Origin of the sequence: Pseudomonas chlororaphis, from assembly GCF_001921865.1 — a bacterium.
Taxonomy (GTDB): domain Bacteria; phylum Pseudomonadota; class Gammaproteobacteria; order Pseudomonadales; family Pseudomonadaceae; genus Aquipseudomonas; species Aquipseudomonas chlororaphis_D.
On sequence record NZ_MSCT01000007.1, the window covers coordinates 24328 to 51034 of the forward strand.

At 61.4% G+C, this 26707-nt stretch carries 28 protein-coding genes; 11 read left to right on the forward strand and 17 right to left on the reverse strand.

Annotation, left to right across the window (positions count from 1 at the left end; translation table 11 throughout):
* Positions 1-3: 3 nt before the first annotated feature.
* On the reverse strand, positions 4-405 hold the full coding sequence (locus BTN82_RS07075; RefSeq protein ID WP_075118452.1) for a DUF4440 domain-containing protein: 402 nt from the start codon (positions 403-405) through the stop codon (positions 4-6).
* Positions 386-1753 carry an MFS transporter gene (locus BTN82_RS07080; protein ID WP_075118453.1) on the reverse strand — a complete coding sequence of 456 codons (1368 nt, stop codon included), beginning with the start codon at positions 1751-1753 and terminating at the stop codon, positions 386-388. The genes BTN82_RS07075 and BTN82_RS07080 overlap by 20 nt, the downstream gene beginning before the upstream one ends.
* Positions 1754-1891: 138 nt before the next feature.
* Here BTN82_RS07080 and BTN82_RS07085 point away from each other — a divergent pair, with 138 nt between their 5' ends.
* Both BTN82_RS07085 and BTN82_RS07090 read left to right on the forward strand, forming a co-directional pair.
* Positions 1892-2779: a LysR family transcriptional regulator gene (locus BTN82_RS07085; RefSeq protein WP_075118454.1), complete on the forward strand. Its 888-nt coding sequence runs from the start codon at positions 1892-1894 to the stop codon at positions 2777-2779.
* A gap of 45 nt (positions 2780-2824) precedes the next feature.
* Positions 2825-3949 (forward strand): GNAT family N-acetyltransferase, encoded by a 1125-nt coding sequence (locus BTN82_RS07090; protein ID WP_075118455.1) that lies wholly within the window; start codon positions 2825-2827, stop codon positions 3947-3949.
* A 16-nt stretch (positions 3950-3965) separates the two neighbouring features.
* On the opposite strand, the gene aqpZ is transcribed toward BTN82_RS07090, so the two are convergent.
* The 5 genes from aqpZ to BTN82_RS07115 form a co-directional block, all read right to left on the reverse strand.
* A complete protein-coding gene (gene aqpZ / locus BTN82_RS07095; protein ID WP_075118456.1) occupies positions 3966-4664 on the reverse strand; it encodes an aquaporin Z in 699 nt (232 codons plus the stop codon).
* A gap of 611 nt (positions 4665-5275) precedes the next feature.
* A complete protein-coding gene (locus BTN82_RS07100) occupies positions 5276-7108 on the reverse strand; it encodes an ABC transporter ATP-binding protein (protein ID WP_075118457.1) in 1833 nt (610 codons plus the stop codon).
* A 230-nt stretch (positions 7109-7338) separates the two neighbouring features.
* Positions 7339-7902, reverse strand: a complete 564-nt coding sequence (locus BTN82_RS07105) for a peptidylprolyl isomerase (RefSeq protein ID WP_075118458.1) — start codon at positions 7900-7902, stop codon at positions 7339-7341.
* A gap of 3 nt (positions 7903-7905) precedes the next feature.
* Positions 7906-8709, reverse strand: coding sequence for an alpha/beta fold hydrolase (locus BTN82_RS07110; RefSeq protein WP_075118459.1), 804 nt, complete (start codon positions 8707-8709; stop codon positions 7906-7908).
* A gap of 43 nt (positions 8710-8752) precedes the next feature.
* The gene (locus BTN82_RS07115; RefSeq protein ID WP_075118460.1) at positions 8753-9676 is read right to left on the reverse strand and encodes a LysR family transcriptional regulator; all 924 of its coding nucleotides are present in this window, start codon (positions 9674-9676) and stop codon (positions 8753-8755) included.
* Between the two features lie 49 nt (positions 9677-9725).
* Between BTN82_RS07115 and BTN82_RS07120 the strand changes: the two genes are divergently transcribed.
* The 3 genes from BTN82_RS07120 to BTN82_RS07130 all read left to right on the forward strand — a co-directional run bounded on the left by BTN82_RS07120 (position 9726) and on the right by BTN82_RS07130 (position 12062).
* On the forward strand, positions 9726-10040 hold the full coding sequence (locus tag BTN82_RS07120; protein ID WP_075118461.1) for a 3-phosphoglycerate kinase: 315 nt from the start codon (positions 9726-9728) through the stop codon (positions 10038-10040).
* A gap of 147 nt (positions 10041-10187) precedes the next feature.
* Positions 10188-10787 carry an FMN-dependent NADH-azoreductase gene (locus BTN82_RS07125; protein WP_075118462.1) on the forward strand — a complete coding sequence of 200 codons (600 nt, stop codon included), beginning with the start codon at positions 10188-10190 and terminating at the stop codon, positions 10785-10787.
* Positions 10788-11198: 411 nt separating this feature from the next.
* The gene (locus BTN82_RS07130; protein WP_075118482.1) at positions 11199-12062 is read left to right on the forward strand and encodes a carboxylate/amino acid/amine transporter; all 864 of its coding nucleotides are present in this window, start codon (positions 11199-11201) and stop codon (positions 12060-12062) included.
* A 143-nt stretch (positions 12063-12205) separates the two neighbouring features.
* Here the strand turns inward: BTN82_RS07130 and BTN82_RS07135 are convergent, their stop codons facing one another.
* The gene (locus BTN82_RS07135; RefSeq protein ID WP_075118463.1) at positions 12206-13504 is read right to left on the reverse strand and encodes a mechanosensitive ion channel family protein; all 1299 of its coding nucleotides are present in this window, start codon (positions 13502-13504) and stop codon (positions 12206-12208) included.
* A gap of 192 nt (positions 13505-13696) precedes the next feature.
* On the opposite strand from BTN82_RS07135, the gene BTN82_RS07140 reads away from it, so the two are divergent.
* The gene (locus BTN82_RS07140; protein ID WP_075118464.1) at positions 13697-15037 is read left to right on the forward strand and encodes a DEAD/DEAH box helicase; all 1341 of its coding nucleotides are present in this window, start codon (positions 13697-13699) and stop codon (positions 15035-15037) included.
* 57 nt (positions 15038-15094) lie between these two features.
* Here the strand turns inward: BTN82_RS07140 and BTN82_RS07145 are convergent, their stop codons facing one another.
* The 7 genes from BTN82_RS07145 to BTN82_RS30900 form a co-directional block, all read right to left on the reverse strand.
* Positions 15095-15370 carry a hypothetical protein gene (locus BTN82_RS07145; protein ID WP_075118465.1) on the reverse strand — a complete coding sequence of 92 codons (276 nt, stop codon included), beginning with the start codon at positions 15368-15370 and terminating at the stop codon, positions 15095-15097.
* Between the two features lie 131 nt (positions 15371-15501).
* The gene (locus BTN82_RS07150) at positions 15502-16449 is read right to left on the reverse strand and encodes a GyrI-like domain-containing protein (protein WP_075118466.1); all 948 of its coding nucleotides are present in this window, start codon (positions 16447-16449) and stop codon (positions 15502-15504) included.
* A 142-nt stretch (positions 16450-16591) separates the two neighbouring features.
* On the reverse strand, positions 16592-17329 hold the full coding sequence (locus tag BTN82_RS07155; RefSeq protein ID WP_075118467.1) for a DUF899 domain-containing protein: 738 nt from the start codon (positions 17327-17329) through the stop codon (positions 16592-16594).
* 139 nt (positions 17330-17468) lie between these two features.
* The gene (locus BTN82_RS07160; protein WP_075118468.1) at positions 17469-18338 is read right to left on the reverse strand and encodes a DUF6279 family lipoprotein; all 870 of its coding nucleotides are present in this window, start codon (positions 18336-18338) and stop codon (positions 17469-17471) included.
* Positions 18339-18406: 68 nt separating this feature from the next.
* Positions 18407-19120, reverse strand: coding sequence for a TorF family putative porin (locus tag BTN82_RS07165; RefSeq protein WP_075118469.1), 714 nt, complete (start codon positions 19118-19120; stop codon positions 18407-18409).
* 197 nt (positions 19121-19317) lie between these two features.
* Complete coding sequence (locus BTN82_RS07170) at positions 19318-19506, reverse strand: hypothetical protein (protein WP_016702300.1); 189 nt, start codon at positions 19504-19506, stop codon at positions 19318-19320.
* 60 nt (positions 19507-19566) lie between these two features.
* Complete coding sequence (locus tag BTN82_RS30900) at positions 19567-19782, reverse strand: hypothetical protein (protein WP_148169471.1); 216 nt, start codon at positions 19780-19782, stop codon at positions 19567-19569.
* A gap of 74 nt (positions 19783-19856) precedes the next feature.
* Between BTN82_RS30900 and BTN82_RS07175 the strand changes: the two genes are divergently transcribed.
* The gene (locus tag BTN82_RS07175; RefSeq protein ID WP_075118470.1) at positions 19857-20693 is read left to right on the forward strand and encodes a S1 RNA-binding domain-containing protein; all 837 of its coding nucleotides are present in this window, start codon (positions 19857-19859) and stop codon (positions 20691-20693) included.
* Between the two features lie 221 nt (positions 20694-20914).
* Positions 20915-21838, forward strand: a complete 924-nt coding sequence (locus BTN82_RS07180; protein WP_075118471.1) for a DMT family transporter — start codon at positions 20915-20917, stop codon at positions 21836-21838.
* Positions 21839-21847: 9 nt separating this feature from the next.
* On the opposite strand, the gene BTN82_RS07185 is transcribed toward BTN82_RS07180, so the two are convergent.
* Positions 21848-23008, reverse strand: coding sequence for an MFS transporter (locus BTN82_RS07185; RefSeq protein WP_075118472.1), 1161 nt, complete (start codon positions 23006-23008; stop codon positions 21848-21850).
* 104 nt (positions 23009-23112) lie between these two features.
* Here BTN82_RS07185 and ptrR point away from each other — a divergent pair, with 104 nt between their 5' ends.
* Together ptrR and BTN82_RS31685 are read left to right on the forward strand one after the other, a co-directional pair.
* On the forward strand, positions 23113-24006 hold the full coding sequence (gene ptrR / locus BTN82_RS07190; protein WP_075118473.1) for a putrescine utilization regulator PtrR: 894 nt from the start codon (positions 23113-23115) through the stop codon (positions 24004-24006).
* Positions 24007-24139: 133 nt separating this feature from the next.
* Positions 24140-24268: a PA1414 family protein gene (locus BTN82_RS31685; protein ID WP_009042667.1), complete on the forward strand. Its 129-nt coding sequence runs from the start codon at positions 24140-24142 to the stop codon at positions 24266-24268.
* A gap of 148 nt (positions 24269-24416) precedes the next feature.
* Here BTN82_RS31685 and BTN82_RS07195 read toward each other — a convergent pair whose 3' ends face one another.
* Complete coding sequence (locus tag BTN82_RS07195; protein WP_075118474.1) at positions 24417-24668, reverse strand: phosphopantetheine-containing protein; 252 nt, start codon at positions 24666-24668, stop codon at positions 24417-24419.
* Between the two features lie 1020 nt (positions 24669-25688).
* Between BTN82_RS07195 and BTN82_RS07200 the strand changes: the two genes are divergently transcribed.
* Positions 25689-26309 carry a TetR/AcrR family transcriptional regulator gene (locus BTN82_RS07200; protein ID WP_075118475.1) on the forward strand — a complete coding sequence of 207 codons (621 nt, stop codon included), beginning with the start codon at positions 25689-25691 and terminating at the stop codon, positions 26307-26309.
* Positions 26310-26707 lie beyond the last annotated feature (398 nt).

The window sequence follows — 26707 nt, forward strand, 5'->3', positions numbered from 1 at the left end:
CTGTCAGCTTAACGGTGTTTCGTGCAGGTACAGCCACTGGGCCGAATGTTCGTGGATACGGATCACCACCACCGAGAGGCGCGAGGTTTCCTGCTGGTTCAGGCGATGGGTTTCCTTGTAGCGGATCGCCACGCTGTGGCCTTCGTGCCACACGGTGTGCAGGTCGCTGACGCGGATTTCCAGGCCGGGGCGGGCGCCGACGGCGCCGCGGAACATCTGTTCGACCTGCTCGAGGCCGACGATGGCCCCCGCGGTGGTGACCATGCTGAAGCGCTCGGCGAAGGCCGGCAGCAGTTGCTCGACGGCAGCGGCGCCGGTGCCGTCCGGGTCGGTGAAGACCGCATGGATCAGGTCGTGGACGGCATGGATGCTGTGGTGGGCCTGTTCAACGATTGTGGTGTGCATGACATTCCTTTTGCGGGGTCAGGTTGCTCATCAGCAACAGGGGGAGCAGGCCCATCACCGCCGCGATGACGAAGGTCAGGTGATAGGCCGGGGTAGAGGCCAGTCTGGCGAGCAGCAGGTTGTAGATCATCAGGAACAGCGCGGCGCCGATGCTGAAGGACATCTGCCGGTTGATGTTCCAGATCACGCTGCCCTTGTGGGTATCGGCGCCCTGGAAGTCCATCAGCGAGGTGGTTTGCGCGGTATTGGCGCCGATGCCGCCGCCGATGCCCATCAGGCAGTAGGCGATGACGATGACCGGCAAGTCGGCGGCGCTGTCCACCAGGTAGAGGGTGGCGATGCCGGCGCTGTGCAGGAGCATGCCGAGGGTGAACAGGCGCCGGGCGCCGAACCGGTTGTAGACCCGGCCGCAGACCAGCATGGCGACGAAGGCGCCGCAGGCGTAGAGGATCATGAACATGCCGGTCAGCCGGGCGCTGAAGTGCAGGCTGTTCTGCAGGAAGAAGATGCTCAGCAGGTTGACCCCGGTGAACACCCCGGGGATCGCGTAATAGATGAAGATCGAGGTGCTGAGTTTCTTGCTCTTGAGCAGGCTCAGCTCGACGATGGCGTTGTCGCATTGGCGGTAGTGCAGGGCATACAGGCCCATGCAGAACAGGCCGGTGAACAGGCAGCTCACGGCGGCCAGCGGCGGGTAGTCGCCGCCGTACAGCGACATGCCCATCAGCAGGCAGCCCAGGGCCGAACTGACCAGCAGCAGGCCCTTGATGTCCGGCCGCGGCAGGCTGGCCGGGCGGGCTTCCTCGATCCACAGCCAGGACAGGCCGGCGGCGATCAGCGAGAACGGAATGTTGCTGTAAAACACCCAGCGCCAGGAACTGCTGTCGACGATCACTCCGCCGATGGTCGGCGAAATGGCCGGGGCGATCAGCGCGACGGCCATCACCAGGGTGGAGATCTTGGCCCGCTGCGGGCCCTGGAACAGGTTGAAGGTCAGGGCCTGGCCCACCGGAATCAGCAAACCGCCGCCGATGCCCTGGACGAAGCGCCAGAACACCAGTTCGTGGAAGCTGCCGGCCATCCCGCACATCCATACCGCGACGCTGAACACCAGCATGGAGGCGGTGAGGGTTTCGCGGCTGCCGAAACGTCCGGCCAGCCAGGTGCTCACCGGAATGATCAGGGTCAGGCCGAGAATATAGGCATTGGCCACCCAGGCCACGGCGGAAGTCGACACCTGCATATCACGGGCAATGCTCGGTAAAGCCACTGCCGACATGAATATGTTTATACAGTCGATAAAGAACCCGATAAGGAATATAAGAGCCACTTTGTAGCGATAAGTCATATGATCTCCCTTTTGCGGCGGGATCATAGGAGCGATAGACCGAGGGTGTCGATACGCCTATACTTGAAACATTGTTTGATGGGATTTAACAATGGCTTTCAACGCAACGCGGCAACTTACAGCACAGCGAGCGACAACATGCACACGCATTTGAATCGCGTCCAGACATTCCTGGCGGTGGTCGATTTCGGCTCCTACACCAAGGCCGCCAACTACCTGTGTATCAGCAAAGCCATGGCCAGCCTGCATGTCAAGGCGCTCGAGGAAGTCTTGTCGGCCACCTTGTTGATCCGCAACACTCGCAATATATCCCTGACGGAAATAGGCCAGGACTTCTATGACGAGTTCAAGGGGATTGTCGCAGATATCGACAATGCCTTCGATAATGTCCTGCATGGGCATAATAGAATCTCTGGCAAGTTGCGCTTCAGTTCAACTAGTGAGTATGGCGAGCGGTATATATTGCCGATCATTTCCAAGTTTACGGCGCGCTATCCGGAGATCCGTCTCTGTTATAACTTCAACTCTTCGTTGAACGATCTGGTGGCGGAGAAACTTGATCTGGTGATCCGTCTGGGCAACCTCGCCGACTCGGCTTTCAAGAGCCGCAAGCTGGCCGACTACGACATCGTCCTGGTGGCCAGCGCGGACTTCCTGGCGCGGCATCCGGTCGACGAACCCGAGGATTTGAACAGTGTGCCGTGGATCGCCAACAGCAACCTGCAGGGGCCGACCCAATGGACCCTGAGCCACCCGCGTCTGGGTCAGGCGGAGGTCTGTGGGCCGAACCATTTCGAGTCCAACTCCTCGACCGCCATTCGCGCCATGACCCTGTCGTCCCTCGGCGTATCGGTATTGCCGGCCTGGGTGGTCGAGGACGATCTGGCCAGCGGCCGGCTGGTGCGCCTGCTGCCCGACTACAGCCTGCCTTCGCAATCGGTGAACGTGGTGTTTCCCAACAGTTCGCACCTGCCGCACAAGTCGCGGGCGTTCATCGACTTCCTGTTGCTGCACCTGGGGCAGTGATCGGCGATACTCGGCGCGTTCGTGGCATCACACCTGGGGAACCCAATGCCGTTGCAATCCTTGACCAGCCTGGCCGCCGTCGATCCGCAGCAATGGGACGGCCTGCTCAACGACGGCCAGCCGTTTCTGCGCCACGCCTTTCTCAGTGCGCTGGAAGACAGCGGCAGCCTCGGCCCGCGCTCGGGCTGGCAGGCCGAGCATCTGCTGCACATGCGGGACGGCCGGCTGATCGCGGCGCTGCCCAGCTACCGCAAATGGCATTCCTACGGCGAGTACGTGTTCGACCATGGCTGGGCCGAGGCCTGCGAGCGGGCCGGCATCGACTATTACCCCAAGCTGCTGAGCGCCGTGCCGTTCAGCCCGGTCAGCGGCGCGCGGCTGCTGGCGGCGAGCCAGGAAGACGGCTTCGAGCTGCTGCAGAACCTGCCTGGTTACCTGGAGAGCGAGGGGCTTTCCAGCGCCCATATCAACTTCACCGATGCCTTCGCCGATACCGCCCTGGCCGGGCAGCCCGGCTGGCAACAACGCCTGGGTTGCCAGTTCCATTGGCAGAACCGGGGCTACCGGGATTTCGCGGATTTTCTCGACGCCTTGAGTTCGCGCAAGCGCAAACAGATGCGCAAGGAGCGCGAGCAGGTGGCGGGGCAGGGCATCGAATTCGAGTGGCTCGAAGGCCGGCAACTCAGCGAGGCGCAGTGGGATTTCGTCTACGCCTGTTACGCCAATACCTATGCGGTGCGGCGCCAGTCGCCCTACCTGACCCGGGCGTTTTTCAGCCTGCTGGCCGAGCGCATGCCGGAGGCGATCCGCGTGGTCCTGGCGACACAGAATGCCCGGCCGGTGGCCATGGCCTTCAGCCTGGTCGGCGGCGACAGTTTCTACGGTCGTTACTGGGGCTGCCTGGCGGAGTTCGACCGCCTGCATTTCGAGACCTGTTTCTACCAGGGCCTGGACTACGCCATCGCCCAGGGTTTGCAGCGTTTCGACGCCGGCGCCCAGGGCGAGCACAAGTTGATTCGCGGTTTCGAGCCGGTGATCACCCGTTCCTGGCACTACCTGCGACACCCGGGCCTGGCGGCCGCGGTGAAGGACTTTCTCGAACAGGAGCGACAGGGCGTGCTGGCTTACGCCGAAGAGGCGAGGGCCGCGCTGCCGTACCGGCAGGCGTGACCCTCGAGGTGTGCGTTCAGCTGTCTTCCTTGCCCAGCCAGCGATAGATCACGCCGCCGACCACCGCGCCGAGAATCGGCGCCAGCCAGAACAGCCACAGTTGCTGGATCGCCCAGCCGCCGACGATCAGGGCCGGCCCGGTGCTGCGTGCCGGGTTGACCGAAGTGTTGGTCACCGGGATCGAGATCAGGTGGATCAGCGTCAACGCCAGGCCGATGGCGATCGGCGCAAAGCCGACCGGGGCGCGTTTATCGGTGGCGCCGAGGATGATCACCACGAACATCCCGGTCATCACCAGTTCGCTGGCAAACCCCGCCGCCAGGGAGTAGCCCCCAGGCGAATGCTCACCATAGCCGTTGGAGGCCAGCCCGCTGGCCAGCTCGAAACCGGGCTTGCCGCTGGCGATGAAGTACAGCAGCGCCGCGGCGATCACCGCGCCTATCACTTGCGCGACGACATAGGCGGGCAGTTCCTTGAGCGGAAAACGCCCACCGACCACCAGGCCGACGGACACCGCGGGGTTGAGATGACAGCCGGAGATATGGCCGATGGCGAAGGCCATCGTCAGGACGGTCAGGCCGAACGCCAGGGACACGCCCAGCAGGCCGATCCCGACCTGCGGAAACGCGGCTGCCAGCACCGCGCTGCCACAACCCCCCAATACCAGCCAGAACGTACCTAACAACTCAGTGACTGAACGTTTGAACAGCGACATGAAGTTATTCCTTGATAGGTCGACCTATCGATCCGATAACAGCCGTTATGCAGCCCGACAGCCCGGCTACAGGCCCTGCTCCAGAACCTAGGCTCAGTACAGCAGGCTTTTTGCACAATTCCAGCGCGCCCCAAACCGCCAGGGCCCGGGGTAAAGGCTCCAGACGCATTCTGTAGCCGCTGCCGCAGGCTGCGCACGAGCGGCACGCTCGCGGCGATCTTGCCGACGCCGGAGACCCTGCGGGTCTTGCGCAGCCTCGCAGGCTCGGCAGCGGCTACAGGGATTGCGAACGCCTCGATACTCCAGTCATGCACGCTCTGTGTAGCCGCTGCCGCAGGCTGCGCACGAGCGGTACGCTCGCGGCGATCTTGCCGACGCCTGAGACCCTACGGGTCTTGCGCAGCCTCGCAGGCTCGGCAGCGGCTACAGGGATTGCGAACGCCTCGATACTCCAGTCATGCACGCTCTGTGTAGCCGCTGCCGAAGGCTGCGCACGAGCGGCACGCTCGCTGCGATCTTGCCGGCGCCGGAAGAAGTGGCTACAGATGAGGGGCATAAAAAAACGCCAGGACCCCGAAGGGGGCTGGCGTTTTTTGGGGGAAGCGAGGGCATCAGTCGATACCGACAAAACCTCCGGTCTGGTGCTGCCACAGGCGTGCGTACAGGCCGCCCTGGGCCAGCAGTTCGGCATGGCTGCCGGTTTCGGCGATGCGGCCTTTTTCCAGGACCACCAGGCGGTCCATACGGGCGATGGTCGAGAGCCGGTGGGCAATGGCGATCACGGTCTTGCCCTGCATCAGCGTTTCCAGGCTTTCCTGGATCGCCGCTTCGACCTCCGAGTCCAGCGCCGAGGTGGCTTCGTCCATGATCAGGATCGGCGCGTCCTTGAGCAGCACCCGGGCAATGGCGATGCGCTGGCGCTGGCCGCCCGAGAGTTTCACCCCGCGCTCGCCCACGTGGGCATCGAAGCCGGTGCGGCCCTGGGCGTCGGACAGCAGCGGGATGAACTCGTCGGCGCGGGCCTTGCGCACCGCTTCCCAGAGTTCCTCGTCGGTCGCGTCGGGCTTGCCGTACAGCAGGTTGTCGCGGATCGAGCGGTGCAGCAACGAGGTGTCCTGGGTGATCATGCCGATCCGCTCGCGCAGGCTTTCCTGGGTCACCTCGGCGATGTTCTGGTTGTCGATCAGGATGCGTCCGCTCTCCAGGTCGTAGAGCCGCAGCAACAGGTTGACCAGGGTCGACTTGCCGGCGCCGGACGGACCGATCAGGCCGATCTTTTCCCCCGGCCTGATGGTCAGGTTGAGGTCGCTGATGACCCCGGCCTTTTTCCCGTAGTGGAAATCCACATGCTCGAAACGCACTTCGCCGTTGGCCACCGCCAGGCGCGGTGCGTGTTCGCGGTCGCTGACGCTGATGGGCTGGGCGATGGTCTGCAGGCCGTCCTGGACCATGCCGATGTTCTCGAAGATGCCGTTGACCACCCACATGATCCAGCCGGACATGTTGACGATGCGGATCACCAGGCCGGTGGCCAGGGCGATGGCGCCCACGGTGATCAGCGACTGGGTCCATAGCCACAGGGCCAGGCCCGTGGTGGAGACGATCAGCAGGCCGTTCATGGCGGTGATCACCACGTCCATGCTGGTGATGACGCGCCCGGCCAGCTGGCTTTTTTCGGTCTGTTCGCCGATGGCTTCGCGGGCGTAGTTCTGCTCGAAGTGGGTGTGGGCGAACAGCTTGAGGGTGGTGATGTTGGTGTAGCCGTCGACGATCCGCCCGACCAGCTTGGAGTTGGCGTCCGAGGAGATCACCGCGCGTTTCTTCACCCGGGGCACGAAGTAGCGCAGCGCGCCGATGTAGCCGGCGATCCAGATCAGCAGCGGGATCATCAGGTGCCAGTCGGCTTCGGCGAACAGCACCAGGGCGCTGACCGCGTAGATCAGCACGTGCCACAGCGCGTCGACCGCCTGCACCGAGGAATCGCGCAGCGAGTTGCCGGTCTGCATGATGCGCTGGGCGATGCGCCCGGCGAAATCGTTCTGGAAGAAGTTCAGGCTCTGCTTGAGCACATAGCTGTGGTTCTGCCAGCGGATCAGGCTGGTCATGCCCGGGCTGATGGCCTGGTGCACCAGCAGGTCGTGCAGGCCGACGAACAGCGGGCGGAAGATCAGCGCGACCACCGCCATCCAGGCCAGTTCGAGGCCGTGGGTCTTGAAGATCTCGACGTTGGGCGTGCCCTGGGCCAGGTCGATGATGGTGCTCAGGTAACTGAACAGCGACACCTCGATCAGCGCCACGAACAGGCCGACCACCAGCAGGGCGACGAAGCTCGGCCAGACCTGCTTGACGTAATAGAGGTAGAAGGGCAGTACGCGGTTGGGGGGAGCGGCAGTGGGAGCGTCGCGGAAAATATCGATCAGTTGTTCAAAACGACGATAGAGCATGGGATCTGACGCCCGCGTGGCGGGCTCTCCTTATCAGTAAGCAGGCGCAGCGCCGAATCAGCGCTGCGCCGGGACTCCCGGTGAAGCCTTTGGCTCTGTACGAAAAGTCGGCGAGCGAAGGCCAGGCAAGGCAAAAACAGGCGAGGAAGCGGAGTGTAGGGACCTACATGAGCATTCCGAGCCTGTTTTTAACGCAGCATGGCCGAGCGTAGCCACTTTACGTACTGAGCCTAGTCGAGGCGCTTGGCCGACTTGATCAGCACGGGGTCGATCGGCACGTTCTGCATGCCCTGTTTGGTGGTGGTCTGCGAGTTGACGATCTGGTCGACCACGTCCATGCCGCTCACTACCTTGGCGAACACTGCGTAGCCGGCATCGCGGCCCGGGTCGAGGAAGGCGTTGTCGGCGACGTTGATGAAGAACTGGCTGGTGGCCGAGTTCGGGTTCGAGGTACGGGCCATGGACAGGGTGCCGCGCACGTTATGCAGGCCGTTGCTGGCCTCGTTCTTGATCGGGTCGCGGGTTTCCTTCTGCACCATCTGCGGGGTGAAACCGCCGCCCTGGACCATGAAACCCGGGATCACCCGGTGAAAGATGGTGTTGGTGTAGAAACCGCTGTCGACGTAGTCGAGGAAGTTCTTGCTGGAGACAGGGGCCTTGACCGGGTCCAGCTCGACTTCGATCTTGCCGAAGCTGGTGTCCAGCAGCACGTGAGGCGCCTTGGCCGGTTGGGCGGCCATCAGGTTGGCCGCGAACAGAACGGAGCCGGCGACGAGGGCGATTTTTTTCAGCATGGGTCAGTGATCCTGGGGAGTGGTGTCGACTGCGGTTAGAAATTCGAGCAGGGTTTGGTTGAAGCGTTGCGGCTGGTCTAGCGGCGTGGCGTGACGCGAATCGGCGATCACCACCAGGCGCCCGGCGGGCAGCAATTTCACATAGTTTTCTTTCAGGGCGACCGGGGTGTAGTCGCGGTCGGCGCTGATGACCAGGGTTGGACAGGTAATTTGGCAAAGTCGTTCCTGAACGCCCCAGCCAACGATGGCATCGAAGCTTGCGAGATAAGCACGTTTGTCGTTTTTTGCCCAGCGCTCGGCCATCTTTTGCCGCAGCTCGCCCTGCTCGGGTTTGGGGAACAGTTTGCCGGCCAGGGCGACGCCGATGGTGTCCAGGCCAAGCAGGCGCATCAGGCTCCAGCGCTTGAACCATTGCCAGGCATCGTTGGCGCCGCGGACCTTCACCTCCGGGGCGCTGTTGACGATGCACAGGCTTTTCAGCAACCCGGGCTGATCCACCGCGACCTGGAAGGCAATCATGCCGCCCATGGACAACCCCGCCAGATGCACCCGCTCAAGGTTCAGGTGTTCCAGCAGGGCGATCAGGTCGGCACTGAAGCCGGCGATGCTGTAGGGCCCGCGAGGCTTGTCGGAGCGGCCATGGCCGCGTACGTCGGGCAGGATCAGCCGGTAGCGGGCCGACAGTTCGGCGATCTGTTTCTCCCAGTCCCGGGTGCTGGAGCCGAGCCCGTGAACCAGGACCAGCGGCTCGCCGTGGCCATATTCCTCGTAGTGCAGGGTGCATCCTTCGTGTTCGAAATAGGCCATGGCCGAATTCCTGTTCAGGCTCGCGGTGGGGTCAAGTGTTCGTTCAGGCTTGCTGCGGGGCGGCGAACGGCGCGTCCAGCGGCGCGGTGTCGAAGGTGCGCAGCAGTTCGACAAGAATCTGCGTGGCCGGCCCCAGGGGTTTGTCCTTGTTCGAGTAGAGGAAGAAAGTCGGATGGCGGCTGCCGCCCTGGTCCAGCGGCAGGACCTTGAGCAGGCCTTCCCTGAGTTCGCGCTCGATCAGGTGGCGCGGCAGCCAGGCAAACCCCAGGCCGCTGCCGACGAAGGTCGAGGCGGTGGCCAGGCTACCGACGGTCCAGCGCTGTTCGGCGCCGAGCCAGCCGACGTCCCGCGGCTGCTGGCGGCCGGAGTCGCGGATCACCACTTGCAACTGGCTTTCCAGGTCCTGGAAGTTCAGTTCGCGGTTCAGGCGGTGCAGGGCGTGTTCCGGGTGGGCCACGGCGACGAACTCCACCGCGCTCATTTCGGTGCCCAGGTAACCGGGGATGTTGAAGCCGCTGATGGCCAGGTCGGCCACACCTTCGAGCAGCACTTCCTCGACGCCGGACAGCACTTCCTCGCGCAGGCGCACCCGGCAGCCGCGGCTTTGCGGCATGAAGGCGGTCAGGGCACGGACCAGGCGCGCATTGGGGTAGGCGGCGTCGACCACCAGGCGCACTTCGGCTTCCCAGCCCTGTTCCATGTGGTGGGCCAGGTCTTCCAGCTGGCTGGCCTGTTTCACCAGTTGCCGCGAGCGGCGCAGCAACACGCCGCCGGCTTCGGTGAGCACGGCCTTGCGCCCGTCGATGCGCAGCAGCGGCACGCCCAGTTGGTCCTGCATGCGCGCCACGGTGTAACTGACAGAGGATTGCGAACGGTGCAGCGCTTCGGCTGCCTGGGCGAAGCCGCCATGGTCGACCACGGCTTGCAGCGTGCGCCATTGATCGAGGGTAACGCGGGGCGCTTTCATGAGGAGCTCCTCTTGTCCTAAGCTGGCGCTCCTTACTGGAGACTGCCGAATGAGAAAATTCTGTTGTGTGTTGCTGGCCCTGCTGCCGCTCAGTGCGTTCGCCTATCCCATCGACGTGCAGAAAAAGCTCGAGGGCGTGAGCATCGACTACACCGCCTACGACACCGACGCCGACATCGGTTCGATCCAGGTGAACAACTACGGCAGTACCGACGCGGCCTGCACCGTGGTCTTTCGCAACGGCCCCGAGGCCCCGCGCACGCGCAAGCTGGAGGTTGCGGCCGGCAAGTTCAAGAACGCCACCGCTAAATTCAACCGCAGCATCATCAAGCTGCGCATCGACCTGACCTGTACCGCCAAATAAGCGCACAGCGGGGCAGGGCGCGCGACCTGCTCCGCTTATAAACGAATTTATTGATTGGTTATAGCAGTTATTTGCGCTTTTTCATCGATATGACTCTGTTTAATCTGCGCTCCATCGACTGACCACCTTCCCGATGGAGTGCCTCACATGTCCCGCGTTCTGATTATCGAAAGCAGTGCCCGCCAACAGGATTCCGTTTCCCGCCAGTTGACCCAAACCTTCATCAAGCAATGGCAAGCGGCCCACCCGGCCGACCAGATCACCGTGCGCGACCTGGCGACGACTCCGGTGCCGCACCTGGACAGCAACCTGCTGGGCGGCTGGATGAAACCCGTCGGCCAGCGCAACGCGGTCGAAGAGGCCTCGCTGCAGCGCTCCAACGAACTGACCGACGAACTGCTGGCCGCCGACGTGCTGGTGATGGCCGCGCCGATGTACAACTTCGCCATCCCGAGCACCCTGAAAGCCTGGCTGGACCACGTGCTGCGCGCCGGCGTGACGTTCAAGTACACCGAAACCGGTCCCCAGGGCCTGCTCACCGGCAAGCGCGCCTATGTGCTGACCGCCCGCGGCGGCATCTACGCCGGTAGCGCCAACGACCACCAGGAACCTTACCTGCGTCAGGTCATGGGTTTCATCGGCATTCACGACGTCGAGTTCATTCACGCCGAAGGCATGAACCTGGGCGGCGACTTCCAGGAAAAGGGCTTGAACCAGGCGAATGCCAAACTGGCCCAGGTCGCCTGAGCCGTTAATCGCCAGATAATCGCGCAGTGGTCTAGTAGGCCCTGCGCTCCCCTTCATGTTTGTTTTGCGCATCGAACCTCCCTTTGCACTTGTTGCTCCTGAGTGCTCCCGCCCGATTGCCCGCATTGCGAGATCGGGCTTTTTTTTGCCTGCGATTTATATCCCCCTCTGTAGCCGCTACAGGCACTGCGGACGCCTCGATCCTTCCGCTTGCCCGACGAGGTAGCCGCTGCCGAAGGCTGCGCTCGAGCGGTACGCTCGCGGCGGTCTTGCAGGCGCCGGAGCCCCTGCGGGTCTTGCGCAGCCTCGCGGGCTCGGCAGCGGCTACAGGATTGGGTGTCAGGAGGGGAGGTGTTTTGCATCGAGCAGGGCAAAACCGCTATCGTCGCCTCCCTTCAAGACGAGGCGAGCATGGGCTATCTACTTTTTGTCACGTTGATCCAGGCGTTTTCCTTCAGCCTGATCGGCGAATACCTGGCGGGGCATGTCGACAGTTACTTCGCGGTGCTGGTGCGGGTGCTGCTGGCCGGGCTGGTGTTCATCCCCCTGACCCGCTGGCGGCGGGTGGAACCGGCGTTCATGCGCGGCATGCTGCTGATCGGCGCCTTGCAGTTCGGCGTGACCTACGTCTGCCTGTACCTGAGTTTCCGCGTGTTGACGGTGCCGGAGGTGCTGCTGTTCACCATCCTCACGCCGCTGCATGTGACCCTGATCGAAGATGCGCTGAACCGTCGCTTCAACCCCTGGGGCTTGCTGGCGGCATTGGTGGCGGTGGCCGGGGCGGCGGTGATCCGCTACGACCGCATCAACCCGGACTTCTTCATGGGCTTCTTGCTGCTGCAACTGGCCAACTTCACCTATGCCGCCGGGCAGGTACTGTACAAGCACCTGGTGGCGCGCCATCCGAGCGACCTGCCGCATTACCGGCGTTTCGGTTATTTCTACCTGGGGGCGTTGGCGGTGGTATTGCCGGCCTTCCTGCTGTTCGGCAAACCTGACTTCCTGCCCGAAGCGCCGTTGCAATGGGCGGTGCTGCTGTTTCTCGGGCTGGTCTCCACCGCGCTGGGGCTGTACTGGTGGAACAAGGGCGCCTGCCTGGTCAACGGTGCGACCCTGGCGGTGATGAACAACCTGCATGTGCCGGTGGGGTTGCTGATCAACCTGTTGATCTGGAACCAGCACGAAGAGCTGGGGCGGTTGTTCCTCGGGGCGCTGGTGATTCTGTTTGCCGTATGGATCAGCCGCCGCGGCACAAGAAACACCGCCCTGTTGTAGGAGCAGCCGGTCGACGCTCGATTGCTCGCGATCGCGGCCGATCAGACTCCGCGGATATCAGGCCGCTGCGCGGATCGCGAGCAAGCTTCGCTCCTACAAGGGATCGGGGGGATCGCCCCGGGGACGGGGCGATCAGGCGGGGATTACAGCGCGCGTTTTTCCGCTTCGGGGATATGGCTGGCGCCCAGCACTGCCGGCAACAGGCCGGCGCGCAGGTCGTTGCCGCTCGGCTGCTGGTACAGGCTCAGGCCGAACTCCGGCATCACCGCCAGCAGGTAATCGAAGATATCGCCCTGGATACGCTCGTAGTCGACCCACGCCGTGGTGCGGGTGAAACAGTAGATTTCCAGCGGGATGCCCTGGGCGGTGGTCTGCATCTGGCGGACCATGCAGGTCATGTTCGGCTGGATGTCCGGATGGCTCTTCAGGTACGCCAGGGCATAGGCGCGAAAGGTGCCCAGGTTGGTCATGCGGCGGCGGTTGGCGGACAGGGCGGCGACGTTGCCCTGGGCCTCGTTCCAACTCTTGAGCTCGGCCTGCTTGCGCAGCATGTAGTCGGTGAGCAGGTGCACCTTGCCCAGGCGCGTCTCTTCCTCGTCGTTGATGAAGCGCACGCCGCTGGCGTCGATGTACAGGCTGCGCTTGATCCGCCGGCCGCCGGACTGCTGCATGCCGCGCCAGTTCTTGAACGATTCGGACATCAGGCGCCAGGTGGGAATCGAGACGATGGTCTTGTCGAAGTTCTGCACCTTGACCGTGTGCAGGGTGATGTCGACCACATCGCCGTCAGCGCCGACCTGGGGCATTTCGATCCAGTCGCCGACCCGCAGCATGTCGTTGCTGGTCAACTGCACGCTGGCGACGAACGACAGCAGGGTGTCCTTGTAGACCAACAGGATCACCGCCGACATGGCGCCCAGGCCGGACAGCAGCAACAGTGGCGAGCGGTCGATCAGGGTGGCGACGATGATGATCGCGCCAAACACGAACAGCACCATTTTCGCCAGTTGCACATAGCCCTTGATCGAGCGGGTGCGGGCATGTTCGGTGCGGGCGTAGATATCCAGCAGGGCATTGAGCAGGGCGCTGATGGCCAGGACCTGGAACAGGATGGTGAATGCCAGGGCCAGGTTGCCGAGGAACACCTGGCTGGTCTTGCTCAGCTCCGGCACCAGGTGCAGGCCGAATTGCACCACCAGCGACGGGACCATCTGCGCCAGGCGATGGAACACCTTGTTCTGGCGCAAGTCGTTGAGCCAGTGCAGGGCCGGCTGCCGGCCCAGCAGCTTGACGGCATGCAGGATGACGTAGCGCGCCACCCGTCCGAGCAGCAGCGCCACCACCAGCAGCAGCACCAGGGCCAGGCTGGAATGCAGGAGCGGGTGCTGGTCGAGCGCACCCCAGAGGTCTTGAACGTTGAGCCAGAGCTGTTGGAAATCCATGGGGTCAGAAGCTTCCTCTATGAGACGGGACGAATCGATTAGAACATTTAAGCCATCGAAAGTTACCGTTAAGGACAAATCGCCGAAAAAAACCAATTGTTTACCGCGCTTTGCATGAAAGAAACTCGGCCTTCGCGCTCGAAACCGTTACCCTATGCAGCTGATTTTTTGCATTTCTTCGAGGTAGCACCCGTGTTTTCCGAATTCGCCCTGCACGAACGCCTGCTCAAAGCCGTGGCCGAGCTTAAATTTGTCGAGCCTACGCCGGTGCAGGCAGCGGCCATTCCGCTCGCGCTCCAGGGGCGTGACCTGCGGGTGACGGCACAGACCGGCAGCGGCAAGACCGCCGCGTTCGTCCTGCCGATCCTCAACCGCCTGATCGGCCCGGCGAAGATCCGCGTCAGCATCAAGACCCTGATCCTGCTGCCGACCCGCGAGCTGGCGCAGCAGACCCTGAAGGAAGTCGAACGCTTCTCGCAGTTCACCTTCATCAAGGCCGGCCTGATCACCGGCGGCGAAGATTTCAAGGTCCAGGCCGCCATGCTGCGCAAGGTGCCTGACATCCTGATCGGCACCCCAGGGCGCCTGATCGAGCAACTGAACGCCGGCAACCTCGACCTCAAGGAAGTGGAAGTGCTGGTCCTCGATGAAGCCGACCGCATGCTCGACATGGGCTTCGCCGACGACGTGCAGCGTCTGGTGGACGAATGCCCGAACCGTCAGCAGACCATGCTGTTCTCCGCCACCACCGGCGGCTCGGGCCTGCGCGAAATGGTCGCCAAGGTCCTGAACAACCCTGAGCACTTGCAGCTCAACGCGGTCAGCCAGCTGAACGACACCACCCGCCAGCAGATCATCACCGCCGACCACAACCAGCACAAAGAGCAGATCGTCAACTGGCTGCTGGCCAACGAGACGTACCAGAAGGCGATTATCTTCACCAATACCCGGGTCATGGCCGACCGTATCTACGGCCGCCTGGTGGCTCAGGAATACAAGGCGTTCGTCCTGCACGGCGAGAAAGACCAGAAGGACCGCAAGCTGGCCATCGACCGCCTGAAGCAGGGCGGGGTGAAGATCCTCGTGGCCACCGACGTCGCCGCCCGCGGCCTGGACGTCGAGGGCCTGGACCTGGTGATCAACTTCGACATGCCGCGCAGCGGCGACGAATACGTGCACCGCATCGGTCGTACCGGGCGTGCCGGCAACGATGGCCTGGCCATCTCGCTGATCTGCCACGGCGACTGGAACCTGATGTCGAGCATCGAGCGCTACCTCAAGCAGAGCTTCGAGCGCCGCACTATCAAGGAAGTCAAAGGCACTTACGGCGGACCGAAGAAGGTCAAGGCTTCGGGCAAGGCCGTTGGCGTGAAGAAGAAAAAGACCGACGCCAAGGGCGACAAGAAGAAAACCGCCGCCAAGGCCCCGACCAAACGCAAGACCGCCAACCGGCCGAAAAGCGATGCCCTGGTCAGCCAGGACGGCATGGCGCCGCTCAAGCGCCGCAAGCCGCAGGCACCGGCTGGCGAATAAGCCATAGATCGATACACGAAGCCCGGACCTTGTCCGGGCTTTTTTATGGGCGGGCGATCAGCTGTCGGCCTTCTTCTCGGCGGTGTCCAGTTCCTTCAGGCGCTGGTCGATCAACTGGCACTTGTCCGGCAGGTCCTTGCTGGCCGTGCCCAGGTCCATCTTCTGCAACTCGTCGTTGATCTCCTTGGCCTTGGCCGGGTTCTGCTCGGTGAGCCTGGCCACTTCCCGGGCCAGTTGTTCGCGTTTGGCGGTGGCCTCCTCGAGGGTGCAGGCCCAGGCGGGCAGGGCGCAGAACAGGGTGGTGGCGATGGCGAGGGTGCTTAAGGTCTTCATGGGGCCTGGCCTCGGGTTCCGGATGGGAGCAGTTATCCGGTTGAGGGGCGGAGCCTGGGGAAAGTTCAGACTTTCCTACGACGGACGGTGCCTGTGTCTCGTTGTCGGCAGGCTGGAGAGTCCGCCAGGCCTCAGAGCGCCTTCACCGGGATGCAGATCTCGCATTCCAGCTCCCCGGTTTTCACATCGTATTTCGCCTCCACGGCATAGCGCTCGAACGCCGGCCGGGCGTCGAATTGCATGCCGCTTCTGGGCAGCCAGTCGCGGCACAGTTCGGTCCAGGCGTCGGCGATATCCGGGCCTTTGCCCTGGTAATGGGCAACCGCGTAGAGCCCGCCGGGCAAGGTGGTGACGATGGCGGGAGCGCTGGCTTTGAAGTCGGCGGGGACCTCGACGCACGCATCGTAGCGGCACTTTTGCGCCGGGGTGACGTAGGGATCGTCGTGGCCGATGCCGTAGCGCACGCGGCCCATCAGGCCGTTTTCGAGCATCCAGGGGGCGACGGTTTCGCGCCAGAAGGTGCCAATCTCCGGTCCATAGGGGCCGATAGAGCGCAGGTAGGCGACGCGTACCGGCGGCAGTTCCTTGAGGGTGACGTTCATCGAGGGCTCCTTCAGGTGAATGAAGGCGTCAGGATCGTCGAAGGCCGGGATGTGCGTCTGATCAGGATTGCTCAATTCCCGCAGGCGCCGTTCGCGAATGTCGCTGAGGCGGCGGTGCCAGCGTTTGGGTTCGGTGCTGCGCCAGGTGCTGGGGGTGACCGAGAAATGCTGCTTGAACGCTCGGGAGAAGGCTTCGCCGGAGCCGAAACCGACTTCCAGGGCCACGTCCAGGATGCTGGCTTCCGGATGGCTGGCCAGCTGGTAGGCGGCGCAGGCCAGGCGTCGGCGCCGCAGGTAGTCGCCGAGGGTTTCGCCGACCCAGGCGGTGAACAGGCGGTGGAAGTGGAAGGGCGAAAAATGCGCGACCTGCGCGAGTTCGGCCAGCTCCAGTGGCTGGTCCAGGTGTTGGTCGATATGCTCCAGCACCCGGTTCATGCGTTGGGTGTATTCATGGAGGCTGTGGTAGGCAGGGCTCATGGAGACAAGCTTAGCCGGGGGCGGCGCGGCGGGCGTGGGGTAGCCGGTTTTTTTGTCTTGGCCCGGCGAATGTGATTGCGAGCCAGCTCGCTCCTACAGGGAATAAGCAGGAGCGAGCGTGCTCGCGATCGCGGTCTAAAGGTCAGGACTTGCCATGGCAGCAACTGGCGGCCGGCGTGTCGTCGTAGCGATCGTGGTGCCGGACCCATTCCATGATCTGTTCCTCGTTGCGCCCCTTGGGTGTCAGGTCCAGGTAGTTGTAGGCGCCCACCAGCAGGTCCAGGCCGCGGGCGTAGGTGGAGTAGGTGTGGAAGATTTCCCCGGCTTCGTTGCGGTAGAACACGCTGAGGCCGGGCAACTCGGCTTCGGCGCCGTCGGTTTTTTCGTAGTTGTAGGTGGCGGTGCCGGCGGCGACTTCGTCGGGGCGGACGCAGACCCCGAAGTCGTAGTTGAAGTCGCTACCGGCGGACGACACCCAGTCGAAGGTCCAGCCCATGCGCTGCTTGAATGCCTGGAATTCGGCGAACGGCGCGTGGGACACCGCCACCAGTGCGATGTCGTGGTGGGCCAGGTGCCGGTTGGCGCCGTCGATGTGATCGGAAAGAAAGGAGCAGCCCGGGCAGCCTTCATCCCAGCCCTCGGCGAACATGAAGTGGTAGACCACCAACTGGCTGCGAGCGCCGAACAGCTCGGCCAGGCTCAGTGCGCCATCGGGGCCCTGGAAGCGGTAGGGCGACTCGACCTTCACCCAGGGCAGGGCGCGCCGCTCGGCGCTGAGCTGGTCACGTTGACGGGTGAAGGCCTTTTCGTGAATCAAATGCTGCTTGCGGGCCTGTATCCATTGTTCCCGGGATACGACCGGATGATCGTTGAGGTGCATGACGTCTTCTCCTGCGACAGGTGGCGCGGCGACAGTGCCTACCCAGGCTAGTCGTTCCGCCCGCGGGCAAATCGACAGCCGCCGGACGGTCCCGCCCAACGGTCGTCCGCCTGCCAGCTGTGAGTGATCGGCCGCGGCGTTATTCCTGGCGTGCGGTCTTCATGCATTTCAAGGCGGCGAATTCATTGCGTACGTTCTGGATCTTGTCGCGCAGATGTTCGCGCTGGGCTGGCGTGCTTGCGGCTATCAGGTCCACCAGCAGGCTGCGCGCCGCCTGTTCGTTGTGGGCAAAGGCCTGACGATAAGCGGGCGTCCACAAGCTTTCGCGATCGACCAGCAGGCGCTCGATGCGTGGTCCGAAGTCGCCGCTCTGGCGTTGCTCCAGCGCCGCGCTGAATTGCGCCTGCCAGTTGGCGCGATTGGCGATCCACAGCCGGTTCTGTTCGCCCAGGGATCTTGACCAGTCCGCCACGCGCCGGGCCTGGTCGGCGCTGAGCGGGCCGAGCCAGGTCGTCAGGCGCTTGTCCATGCGCTCGCCGCGCAGCCTGATCTGTTGCTCCAGAGAGGGCTTGAGGTATTTGTCCTGGCGCTCGCGCAGGTCCTTGGCGAAGGCGGCTTTCATGTCCGCGACTTGCTGCTCGTCCAGGCCTCGCAGCAACTCGACGGCCGACGGAGCGATCGCCCGGGCGGTCTGGGCAATGGCCTGTTTGGCCTCCCGGGTGCGCTCCTGCAGCGCGGCGTCGTTGACCTGATTGTTTTCGACCATCAGTTGCAGGCGGTCCAGCCAGTCCAGATATCCGGGCAGTTGCGTGCTGCAGTGCCAGCTCAGGTGTTCCTTGAGGCGCTCGTTGAACCAGCCTTTCTGCTCGCGGTTCATCTCCAGGTAATCGCTGAGGGTCCAGGGAATGAGCACATCGAGATTGCGATAAGCCAGCCCGACGCGGGTGCAGGCGGTCAGCACCAGGCTTAGCAGCAAAAACAGGGTGAGGCGTTGCAACCGGCGCGACATGGCGAATCCTTGCTGGCGGAGCAGGGTTTTCTGATCTGAACGCGTAACGCCTTCGGCAGTTCAGCCGCTCAATAGAACGGATGCTCAGCCTTGAAGGTGAGCAGGCCGTCGCATTGCGCGTTACGTCCAGAATAGGCCGAACAGGCGCTGCCGTTGAGGTTGGAATCGCTGTAGATCAGCTTCAGGTCGATGCCCATCCAGGGGCGGGAGAGTTTGATCGACCAGTCGTTGAAACTGCTGACATAACCGTTGCTCACCGAGACCGGGTTGCCCAGCTGATGAGCGGTGTACTTGATGCTCAGGCCGATGCCGAATGGCGGGTTGCCGCCGAGGTCGGCGAACAGGGTGCTGTTGCGCTTGTCCGGGTCTTGGCTGAAGGCGGCGCCGAAGCGGCTGCCCAGCAGCGTCAGGCCGCCGTAGAGTTCCTGGCTGTCCTGCGGGGCCTGGGGGTAGTTGTACTGGATCAGCCCCACTTCATAGCCCAGGGTCTGGTCGAAGGGCCGCTTGAAGCCCAGGTAGGAGTCCACTTCCAGATCGCTCGACTCGCCCAGCCCCATGCTGGGCGACCACTGGCCGATGTACCAGCCGCTGTCGTGACTCAGGTCCAGGCCGCCATGAAACGAGCCGGTGGCCGAGGGCTTGACCAGGCCCTGGGCCATGCTGCGGCTGGGGGTGCTGCTGAGCTTGAGGTCGAAATCGCCCAGCTCGCGCTGAAAGATCTGCCCGTGGGCCTGGGAGCTGGTCAGGATGCTGGCGAGCAATAAAAGAGAGGGTTTGAGCATGCGTCACTCCATGAAAAGCGAGGAGCAGGAACCGCAGAACCTACTGAAACGCCCGGTCTAGGCGTGTGCAAGGATACCGGCGAAACCTCGGGGATGAGGGCCGTTCGTCGACTTTTCTGGAGGAGGGAGGTATCGGGGATCCAGTCCTAGCGCTTTGAGGCTCAAAGCGCAGAGGGACCAGGAGGTAATGCGAGGTGTTATTTCTTGCCCAGGCTGATCTGCTTGGATGGGCCGAAAGTCTGGCCGCTGACGCCTTTGGCAATTTGCTGGATCTCGCCACCGGATTTCAGGAACGCAGCAATTTGATCGTTGATCGATTCGCTGGTTTCAACGGCTGGGGCGGGCTTTGCTTTGCTGTTGGATGCTTTTACGCGCATGGCGGCCATTAACCTTTTGAAAATTAATTTGGCCAGCCATCATACATGAAATGACCGATCATTGCTTGGCTAATATTCCGGACGAAATAACGGAGGAAAACTCCCGGTTATTCCTAAGTTGATCTCGGGAATATCCTCATAAGCTGCTGTTTTAAATAAAGACAATGCGCCGAAGAGGGCAGGGGTGGAGGCATTCCAGGGCCGCGCCGCGCCGGATGGCCTGACAAACGCCGTCGATTTCTGGCAAAAAGCCATGAAATTCAAGGCTTTCAGGAAAATATCCACGGCAGGCCGACGGCTCGGTCAACCCGGCCGGTAAAACCGGGTAGAATGCCGCCCACGCAATGAGGGTATTGGAAATGGCTTTAATCGGGCGCTACAACAGTTTGCAAGTGGTTAAACATACTAACTTCGGTTTGTATCTGGACGGCGGGGCGGACGGCGAAATATTGCTGCCCAATCGTTATATTCCAAAAGATATTCCCAGCGAAGATGAAGACTGGCTGAACGTTTTTATTTATCTGGACAGCGCCGATAAGTTAATTGCAACTACCGAAAAGCCAAAAGTTCAAGTCGGTGAGTTTGCCAGTCTTAAAGTCGTCGAAGTCAACAGCATCGGGGTGTTCCTCGACTGGGGCCTGCCCAAGGACCTGCTGCTGCCGTACTCCGAGGAAAAGCGCCAGCTGAACGCCGGCGACTATTGCGTGGTGCACGTCTACCTCGACAAGCACACCCGGCGTATTACCGCCACGGCCCGCCTGGACCGCTACCTGGACAAGACGCCGGTGACCTATAAGGTCGGCCAGGAAGTCGACCTGCTGGTGGCCGAAGCCACCGATATGGGCTTCAAGGCGATCATCAACAATAAGCACTGGGGCTTGATCCACAAGAACGAAGTGTTCAAGTTCCTGCGCCCGGGCAAGCAAGAAAAAGGCTTTATCAAGGAAGTTCGCGCCGACGGCAAGATCAGCCTCAGCCTGCAACCGGTGGGCGAAGAACTGGCCAGCAGCCTGAACGCCAAGATCCTCGCCAAGTTGCGAGAAAACAATGGCACCCTGCCGGTCAGCGACAAGAGCGACCCGAGCGTTATCAGTGGGTTGTTCGGGGTCAGCAAGGGCAACTTCAAGAAGGCCATCGGTGCCTTGTACAAGAATGGCCAGATTGTCATTCATGCCGACCGCATTGAACTGAGCTGAGCCTTACTTAGGGGCCCACAAAGGCCGCGACCTGTCGTTGCACGGGGCGCGGCCTTTGGCGTTTCTGGGGGCTGGGCGGACCAGGCGCTTACGAAAGCGGTCTTTTCTGGCCGTTTGGTTGATAATTGGCAACACATCATTATTTGCCCCGGACCGGTTCCGGGGCTTTGTCGTTTTTGCCGAGTAACTGCCATGTTGTTGAATGAACACGAGCGTGCGTCATGAGTATTGAGCGCCGTAGTGCCGACGGCTTCGCCTTGCAAGTCATGCTGGGGCTGTGCCTGATCTGGGGCGTACAGCAGGTGATGATCAAGTGGGCCGCGGCGGATATCGCGCCGGTGATGCAGGCCGCCGCCCGTTCGGGGATTTCGGCGTTGCTGGTGGCCTTGCTGATGTGCTGGAAGGGCGGCTGGTCGCAGTTGGGCAGTACTTGGCGCGGCGGCCTGCTGGCCGGCAGCCTGTTCGGCCTGGAGTTCCTGTTCATCGCCGAGGGCCTCAAGCTCACCAGTGCGGCGCACATGTCGGTGTTTCTCTATACCGCGCCGATCTTTACCGCGCTAGGGGTGAACTGGCTGCTGCCCAGCGAGCGTCTCAGGCCCTTGCAATGGCTGGGGATCCTGCTGGCGTTCATTGGCATTGGCGTCGCCTTCGCCGGCGGTATCTCGCTGGATAACCTGGACACGCGCATGCTGCTCGGCGATGCCCTGGGCCTGCTGGCCGGCCTGGCCTGGGGCGCGACCACTGTGGTGGTGCGGGCGTCGCGTTTGTCCGAAGCACCGGCGACCCTGACCCTGTTCTATCAGTTGATCGTCGGCTTTGTCGGCCTGTTGCTGATTGCCGTGTTGAGCGGGCAGGTCACCCACGTCAGCCTGACCCCGGTGGCGGTGGCCAGCGTGCTGTTCCAGGGGCTGGTGGTGTCCTTCTTCAGCTACCTGACCTGGTTCTGGCTGCTGCGCCGTTACCTGGCCGCCAACCTGGCGGTATTTTCCTTTATGACGCCGCTGTTCGGCGTCACCTTCGGCGTGCTGTTGCTGGGTGAGCCGTTGAGCCTGAATTTCATTATTGGTGCGGTGCTGGTGCTGTTGGGCATCACCTTCGTCAGCGCCGAGCAGTGGCTGCGCCGGCGTATCCGCAACTGGCTGTGAGCGCCGGGTTCAGGCGGTAGCGTGACATTCCCGGGTAGCCGGTTGTTGCCTCAGCAGCAAGGCACCCGCCAACACTAGGCCGCTGCCGGCAACGAGCAGCGCCGGTTGCAAGTTACCGCTGAAATGGCTGCTCAGGGCCGCCAGCAGCGGCCCGCTCAATTGGCCCATGGCGAAGCAGGCGGTGAGCAAGCCGGCATTGCGCTGGGCGGCGTGGGGCGCCAGTTCCCGCGAGCGTTGCATCACCAGTTGCATGCAGGCCAGGAAGGGGGTGCCGCACAGGATTACCCCCAGCACCAGGCCGACACCGTTGCCCAGCAGGCAGGCAAAGACCCCGGCGGCTTGCAGCCATAAGGTCGCCATCAGCCAGTGCCGGGTGGCATTCGGGTTGTGTCGGCGCAGGCTGACCAGCACCACACCGGCGGCTGCCGCCAGGCCGAAGCACGGCCAGAACAGGTCGGCCTGCCATTGCCCCTGAAAGTACGCGCTGGCCATCTGCGACAGAAAGGTCGCGGGCAAGATGTAGCCCACGCCGAACAGCGCGTAAATCACGCCGAGCCGGGCAATCACGCCGCGGCTCGAAGCCAGGTGCGGCTGCACGGGCGGCATGACCGCGGCGGGTTGCGGGAGGATCGGCAGGACTGCCAGCAGCATCAGCAGGCCGGCCGCGGCATACACCAGCCACAGGGTCGCGGAGCTTTGCCCGAGCAGGTTCGACCCCAGGGCCAGCAGGCCGGTGAGGAAAATCCCCAGTCCGGGCCCGGCAAACACCAGGGCGCCCAGGCGCGGCCGGCCGGCGGCCAGTGCCAGCGGTTGGCTCAGCGCGGTGATCATCACCAGCACCCAGGCACTGGCCACGCCGGTGCCGAAGCGCAATACCAGGTGCGACCAGAAACCGTCGGCCCAGAACGAGGCCAGGGTCAGCAGGACGCACAGCCACAGCCCGGCCAGCAGGCGCCGGCGCACCTGGGCCGGGCGGTGGGCGAACATGGCATCCAGCGCGCCAACGAAATACCCCAGGTAATTGGCGGCGGCAATCAGGCCGGCGGCGGTCAGGTCGACCTGGCCTTCGCTCAGCAGGTGCGGCAATTGCGGGGTGAGCGCGAAGCGACCAATGCCCATGGCCATCATCAGGGCGATGAAGCTGGCGAGTAAACGAATCAGCGGTGACATGCTCCGGGCTCCACACAAGAGGCGATGCCCGTCAGGCTAGGACTGATTGACTTTCTTTAAAAATGAATAATATTGAGTAACTTATTCGTTTTTGGAGAATAGATGTGGAGTTCAGCCAGCTGCGCATCTTCCAGGCGGTCGCCGAGGAAGGTTCCATCACCCGGGCGGCCGAGCGTCTGCATCGAGTGCCGTCCAACCTGTCGACACGGCTCAAGCAATTGGAAGAGCAACTGGGCGTCGAGCTGTTTCTGCGCGAGCGCCAGCGCTTGCAACTGTCGCCGGCGGGCAAGGTGCTGCTCGATTACGCCGCGCGTCTGTTCGCCTTGCACGATGAGGCCCAGGGGGCGGTGCAGGGCGGCCAGCCGGCCGGCGACTTCGTATTGGGCACCATGTACAGCACGGCGGCGATTCAATTGCCGGCGCTGCTGGCGCGTTACCACCGAACCTACCCGGCGGTGAACCTGCAAGTGCAATCGGCGCCCAGCAGCGAGTTGCTCGAAGGCCTGCTGGCCGGCCGCCTGGACGCGGTGCTGGTGGACGGGCCGCTGGAACTGGCGGGCCTGGACGGCGTACCGCTGTGCGAGGAAACCCTGGTGCTGATCAGCGAGGCGGACCACCCGCCGATCCGCAGTGCCAGGGATGTCGAAGGGCGCGCGGTGTTCACCTTTCGCCGCGGTTGCTCCTACCGCCTGCGACTGGAGTCCTGGTTCGCCCATTACCGTGCGGCCATGGGGCGGGCGATGGAAATCGAGTCCTATCAGGGGATGCTGGCCTGCGTGATCGCCGGGTCCGGCGTGGCGCTGATGTCGGCGTCGATGCTCGCCAGCCTGCCCGGGCGCGAGAGCGTGTCGGTGCATCCCTTGGCCGAGCCGTTCGCCAGTGCCACCACCTGGCTGATGTGGCGCAAGGGCATGCTGGGGGCGAACCTCAATGCCTGGATCGAGCTGCAGCAAGCGGGGCAGACGGAGCAACGGCCGGCGCTGCGAACGCTGGCATGAGAGGCGGGGATTCAGATTAATCCGGTAACAGATCATTGCGATCGAGGTTGAGCAAGGCGCGAAACTTAGCGCTATTATCAACCCAGAGCGGCTCCAGAACCCTGCCGCTGGGCACGACCCTTAAGGGGGCACTATGAAAGAGAAACTGCAGAACTGGCTTCACGACCTCGGGGTCGCATTGGGGCTGATCGAGCCACCATTGCAGCCGGTGCCAATCCGCACAGACGACGAACAACGGCGTCGGCAACAACGCCGCCGTTAATCATCGACTCGGGAGTGGGGCAGGCGTTCCAGCCTGCTCCCATCATTCTTCAGCCACGCGAGAGCAGGTCCGCTCGCGAGGGCTGCAACCTTCTGATCGAACCCCGCCTACCTGATTCCCGCCAATAGCCCCTGGCACCGTGAAATCTTCAGTGCCGTGAAATCTTCAGCAGAAACCGGCTCAAGTCGTTGGCGCTGTTCGCCGCCTTGAGCATCTGGTCTTCTTCGTGAGTGAAGGCCGTCAGGCCAAATTCGTCTTCCAGGTGGAAGATCAGATCCTCGATATCCTGTTTGTCCAACCCCAGCGCCTGAAGACTTACATCGTCGGCAAAGTTGTCGTTGCCATCCAGCAGGCGGCTGATGAAGTCGTGCACGGCTTGGCGAATTTCGGCTCTTTTCATCACTTTTCCTCTTAAGGGGAATCACTTCTTTTGCGCAGGGCCGATGTGAGAGGAAAGAGTTCGATAGCGTTTTAATAACAAGTGGGTAAAAGGGGGAGGGAATGACATTGAACTGATCATGAGCACCTCTGGTTTTTTGACGAGGTTTTATTGGCGCTTTACTCAATGAGTAGTCTTGGTTGTGGATCTTGGTCGGTACTTGTCAAGAGGGCGCTACGGTGCTGAGTTCAGTACAGCACAATCTCTGAAGAATGGATCAAGCCATTCGTCATTTATTTGCCATAAAAACGAAACAAAAATATTGTCTGGATGGTAGGGGAGAATATTTTATTATTGTTATGAGGCTCTTTTGTTAGGGTGTTTTATTGAGATAAGTTGTTTGTTTTTACTGTTTTAATAAAAGAGTGCGTCGTGTCTATAAATGTAGCAAAACTGTATTTTCGGAATGGTGCGCTATTAAGATTCAGCCTGCCAGGAGTGCCTTTGGGTTTTATACGTTTGGCTGATGAGTCGAGATCAGATAATCGTATTTTGAAGGGTGTGCTGAGTATGGAGTCGGTTTTAGAGGGAGTAGGGATGAGGAGAGTTGCTGGTGATGGTCGGCTTAATATTCGGTTTATGGTTTTTAGTCGCGAGGGTCTTTTAAGCTTGAGTGAGTAGGGGGTGGGTCTTGGATTTTGTTATTTTTCAGTAAAATCAAACGGTTGTTTTGGTATTAGATAAAATGAGAAGATTTTTGGCGTAAAGGCAAAGTGCTATATATTTCTTGATCATATAAATATAATTTTTTTTTACAAAAAAGCATTACTCACCCTGGCCTCGGTCTTGCTAGGCTATTTTTTATGGGCTGTTCTGGGGGGATTCGACCGATTGAGGCCGAGTGAACCACGGATTTTGTCTAACAGTTGACACTTTTTGGCGACGGGATGAGGTATTATTGATGTCGTTAAACATTTTTGTTTGGGAGAGTACCCCGATGTAGCTTCCAAACTTCTATCCAACCTACAGGGGAGATACGTCGTGAGAGTGTCTAAGGAACAGGCGGTAATAAATAGAAACAAAATTGTCTGGGCCGCTGCGAAGTTATTTAATGAGCGCGGTTATGACGCGGTTGGACTGACTGAGTTGATGAAGGAGGCAGGTTTTACTCATGGCGGCTTTTATAATCACTTTGCTTCCAAGGAAGCGCTGGCAGTAGAAGCTTATAAACTCAGTTTCATCAATTTTTTGAAATCGATGACCTCGAAGTTTGAAGTCGGGAGTGAATCTGCCGAGGAGATACTTCTTGAGTGCCTCTATAATTATCTTTCGCCCGATCAACGCGATAATCCGAGTTATAGTTATCCCTCTGCTACCTTTGTTGCAGATGCCATGGGGCGGGATGAAAATGTCCAGGGCTGTTATGCGGACGGTATAGAAGCCTGTGTCGACCTGTTCATGAATCTGAAAACAAAGAATCGTGCAAGTTTCAAGCGTAATGAGGCTCTGGCGATATTAACCACGGTTATTGGCGCCACCGTACTTTCCAAGGCCTTGGTCAAGGGCAGTGAATCCTTGTCCGATGAAGTTCTGGAGTCTGCTCGTGAGAGGTTGAACTCTATATGTAAAGTTAAGGCTGCGGATCTTCAGTTCTCTCGTTAAGATTGTGTCATGGCTTTATATGGTCGAACTGCCTTAGGTTCGGGATATAGAAAAACAAGAATATAAAATCCTCCTTTATTTCGTTCAAGGATCTGCTGTGCCTGTTTTTAGGCCAAAGGACTTGGATAATAGTCGTTTTATATTTTTCTAATTACTGAGCTGCGCCGTTTACGGATCTCTTTTTATAAAGTCTACAACCCTTGTGGCCGGCGATGGCCGGTACACAAGGGGCGAATGCGTTACTGGGCTGGTGAGCAGATTTGAGCCAAGGGCCTTTCAGAATCTCTGCTTTGCAAGATGACCTTCCAGCGTCATTGCCGGTAGCACGGCGAGCCCTTCCTTTCTAGCTGATTTCTGCTGCATCAGGGGTGTTGCCTGAGGGAAATCTCTGCCTGCCA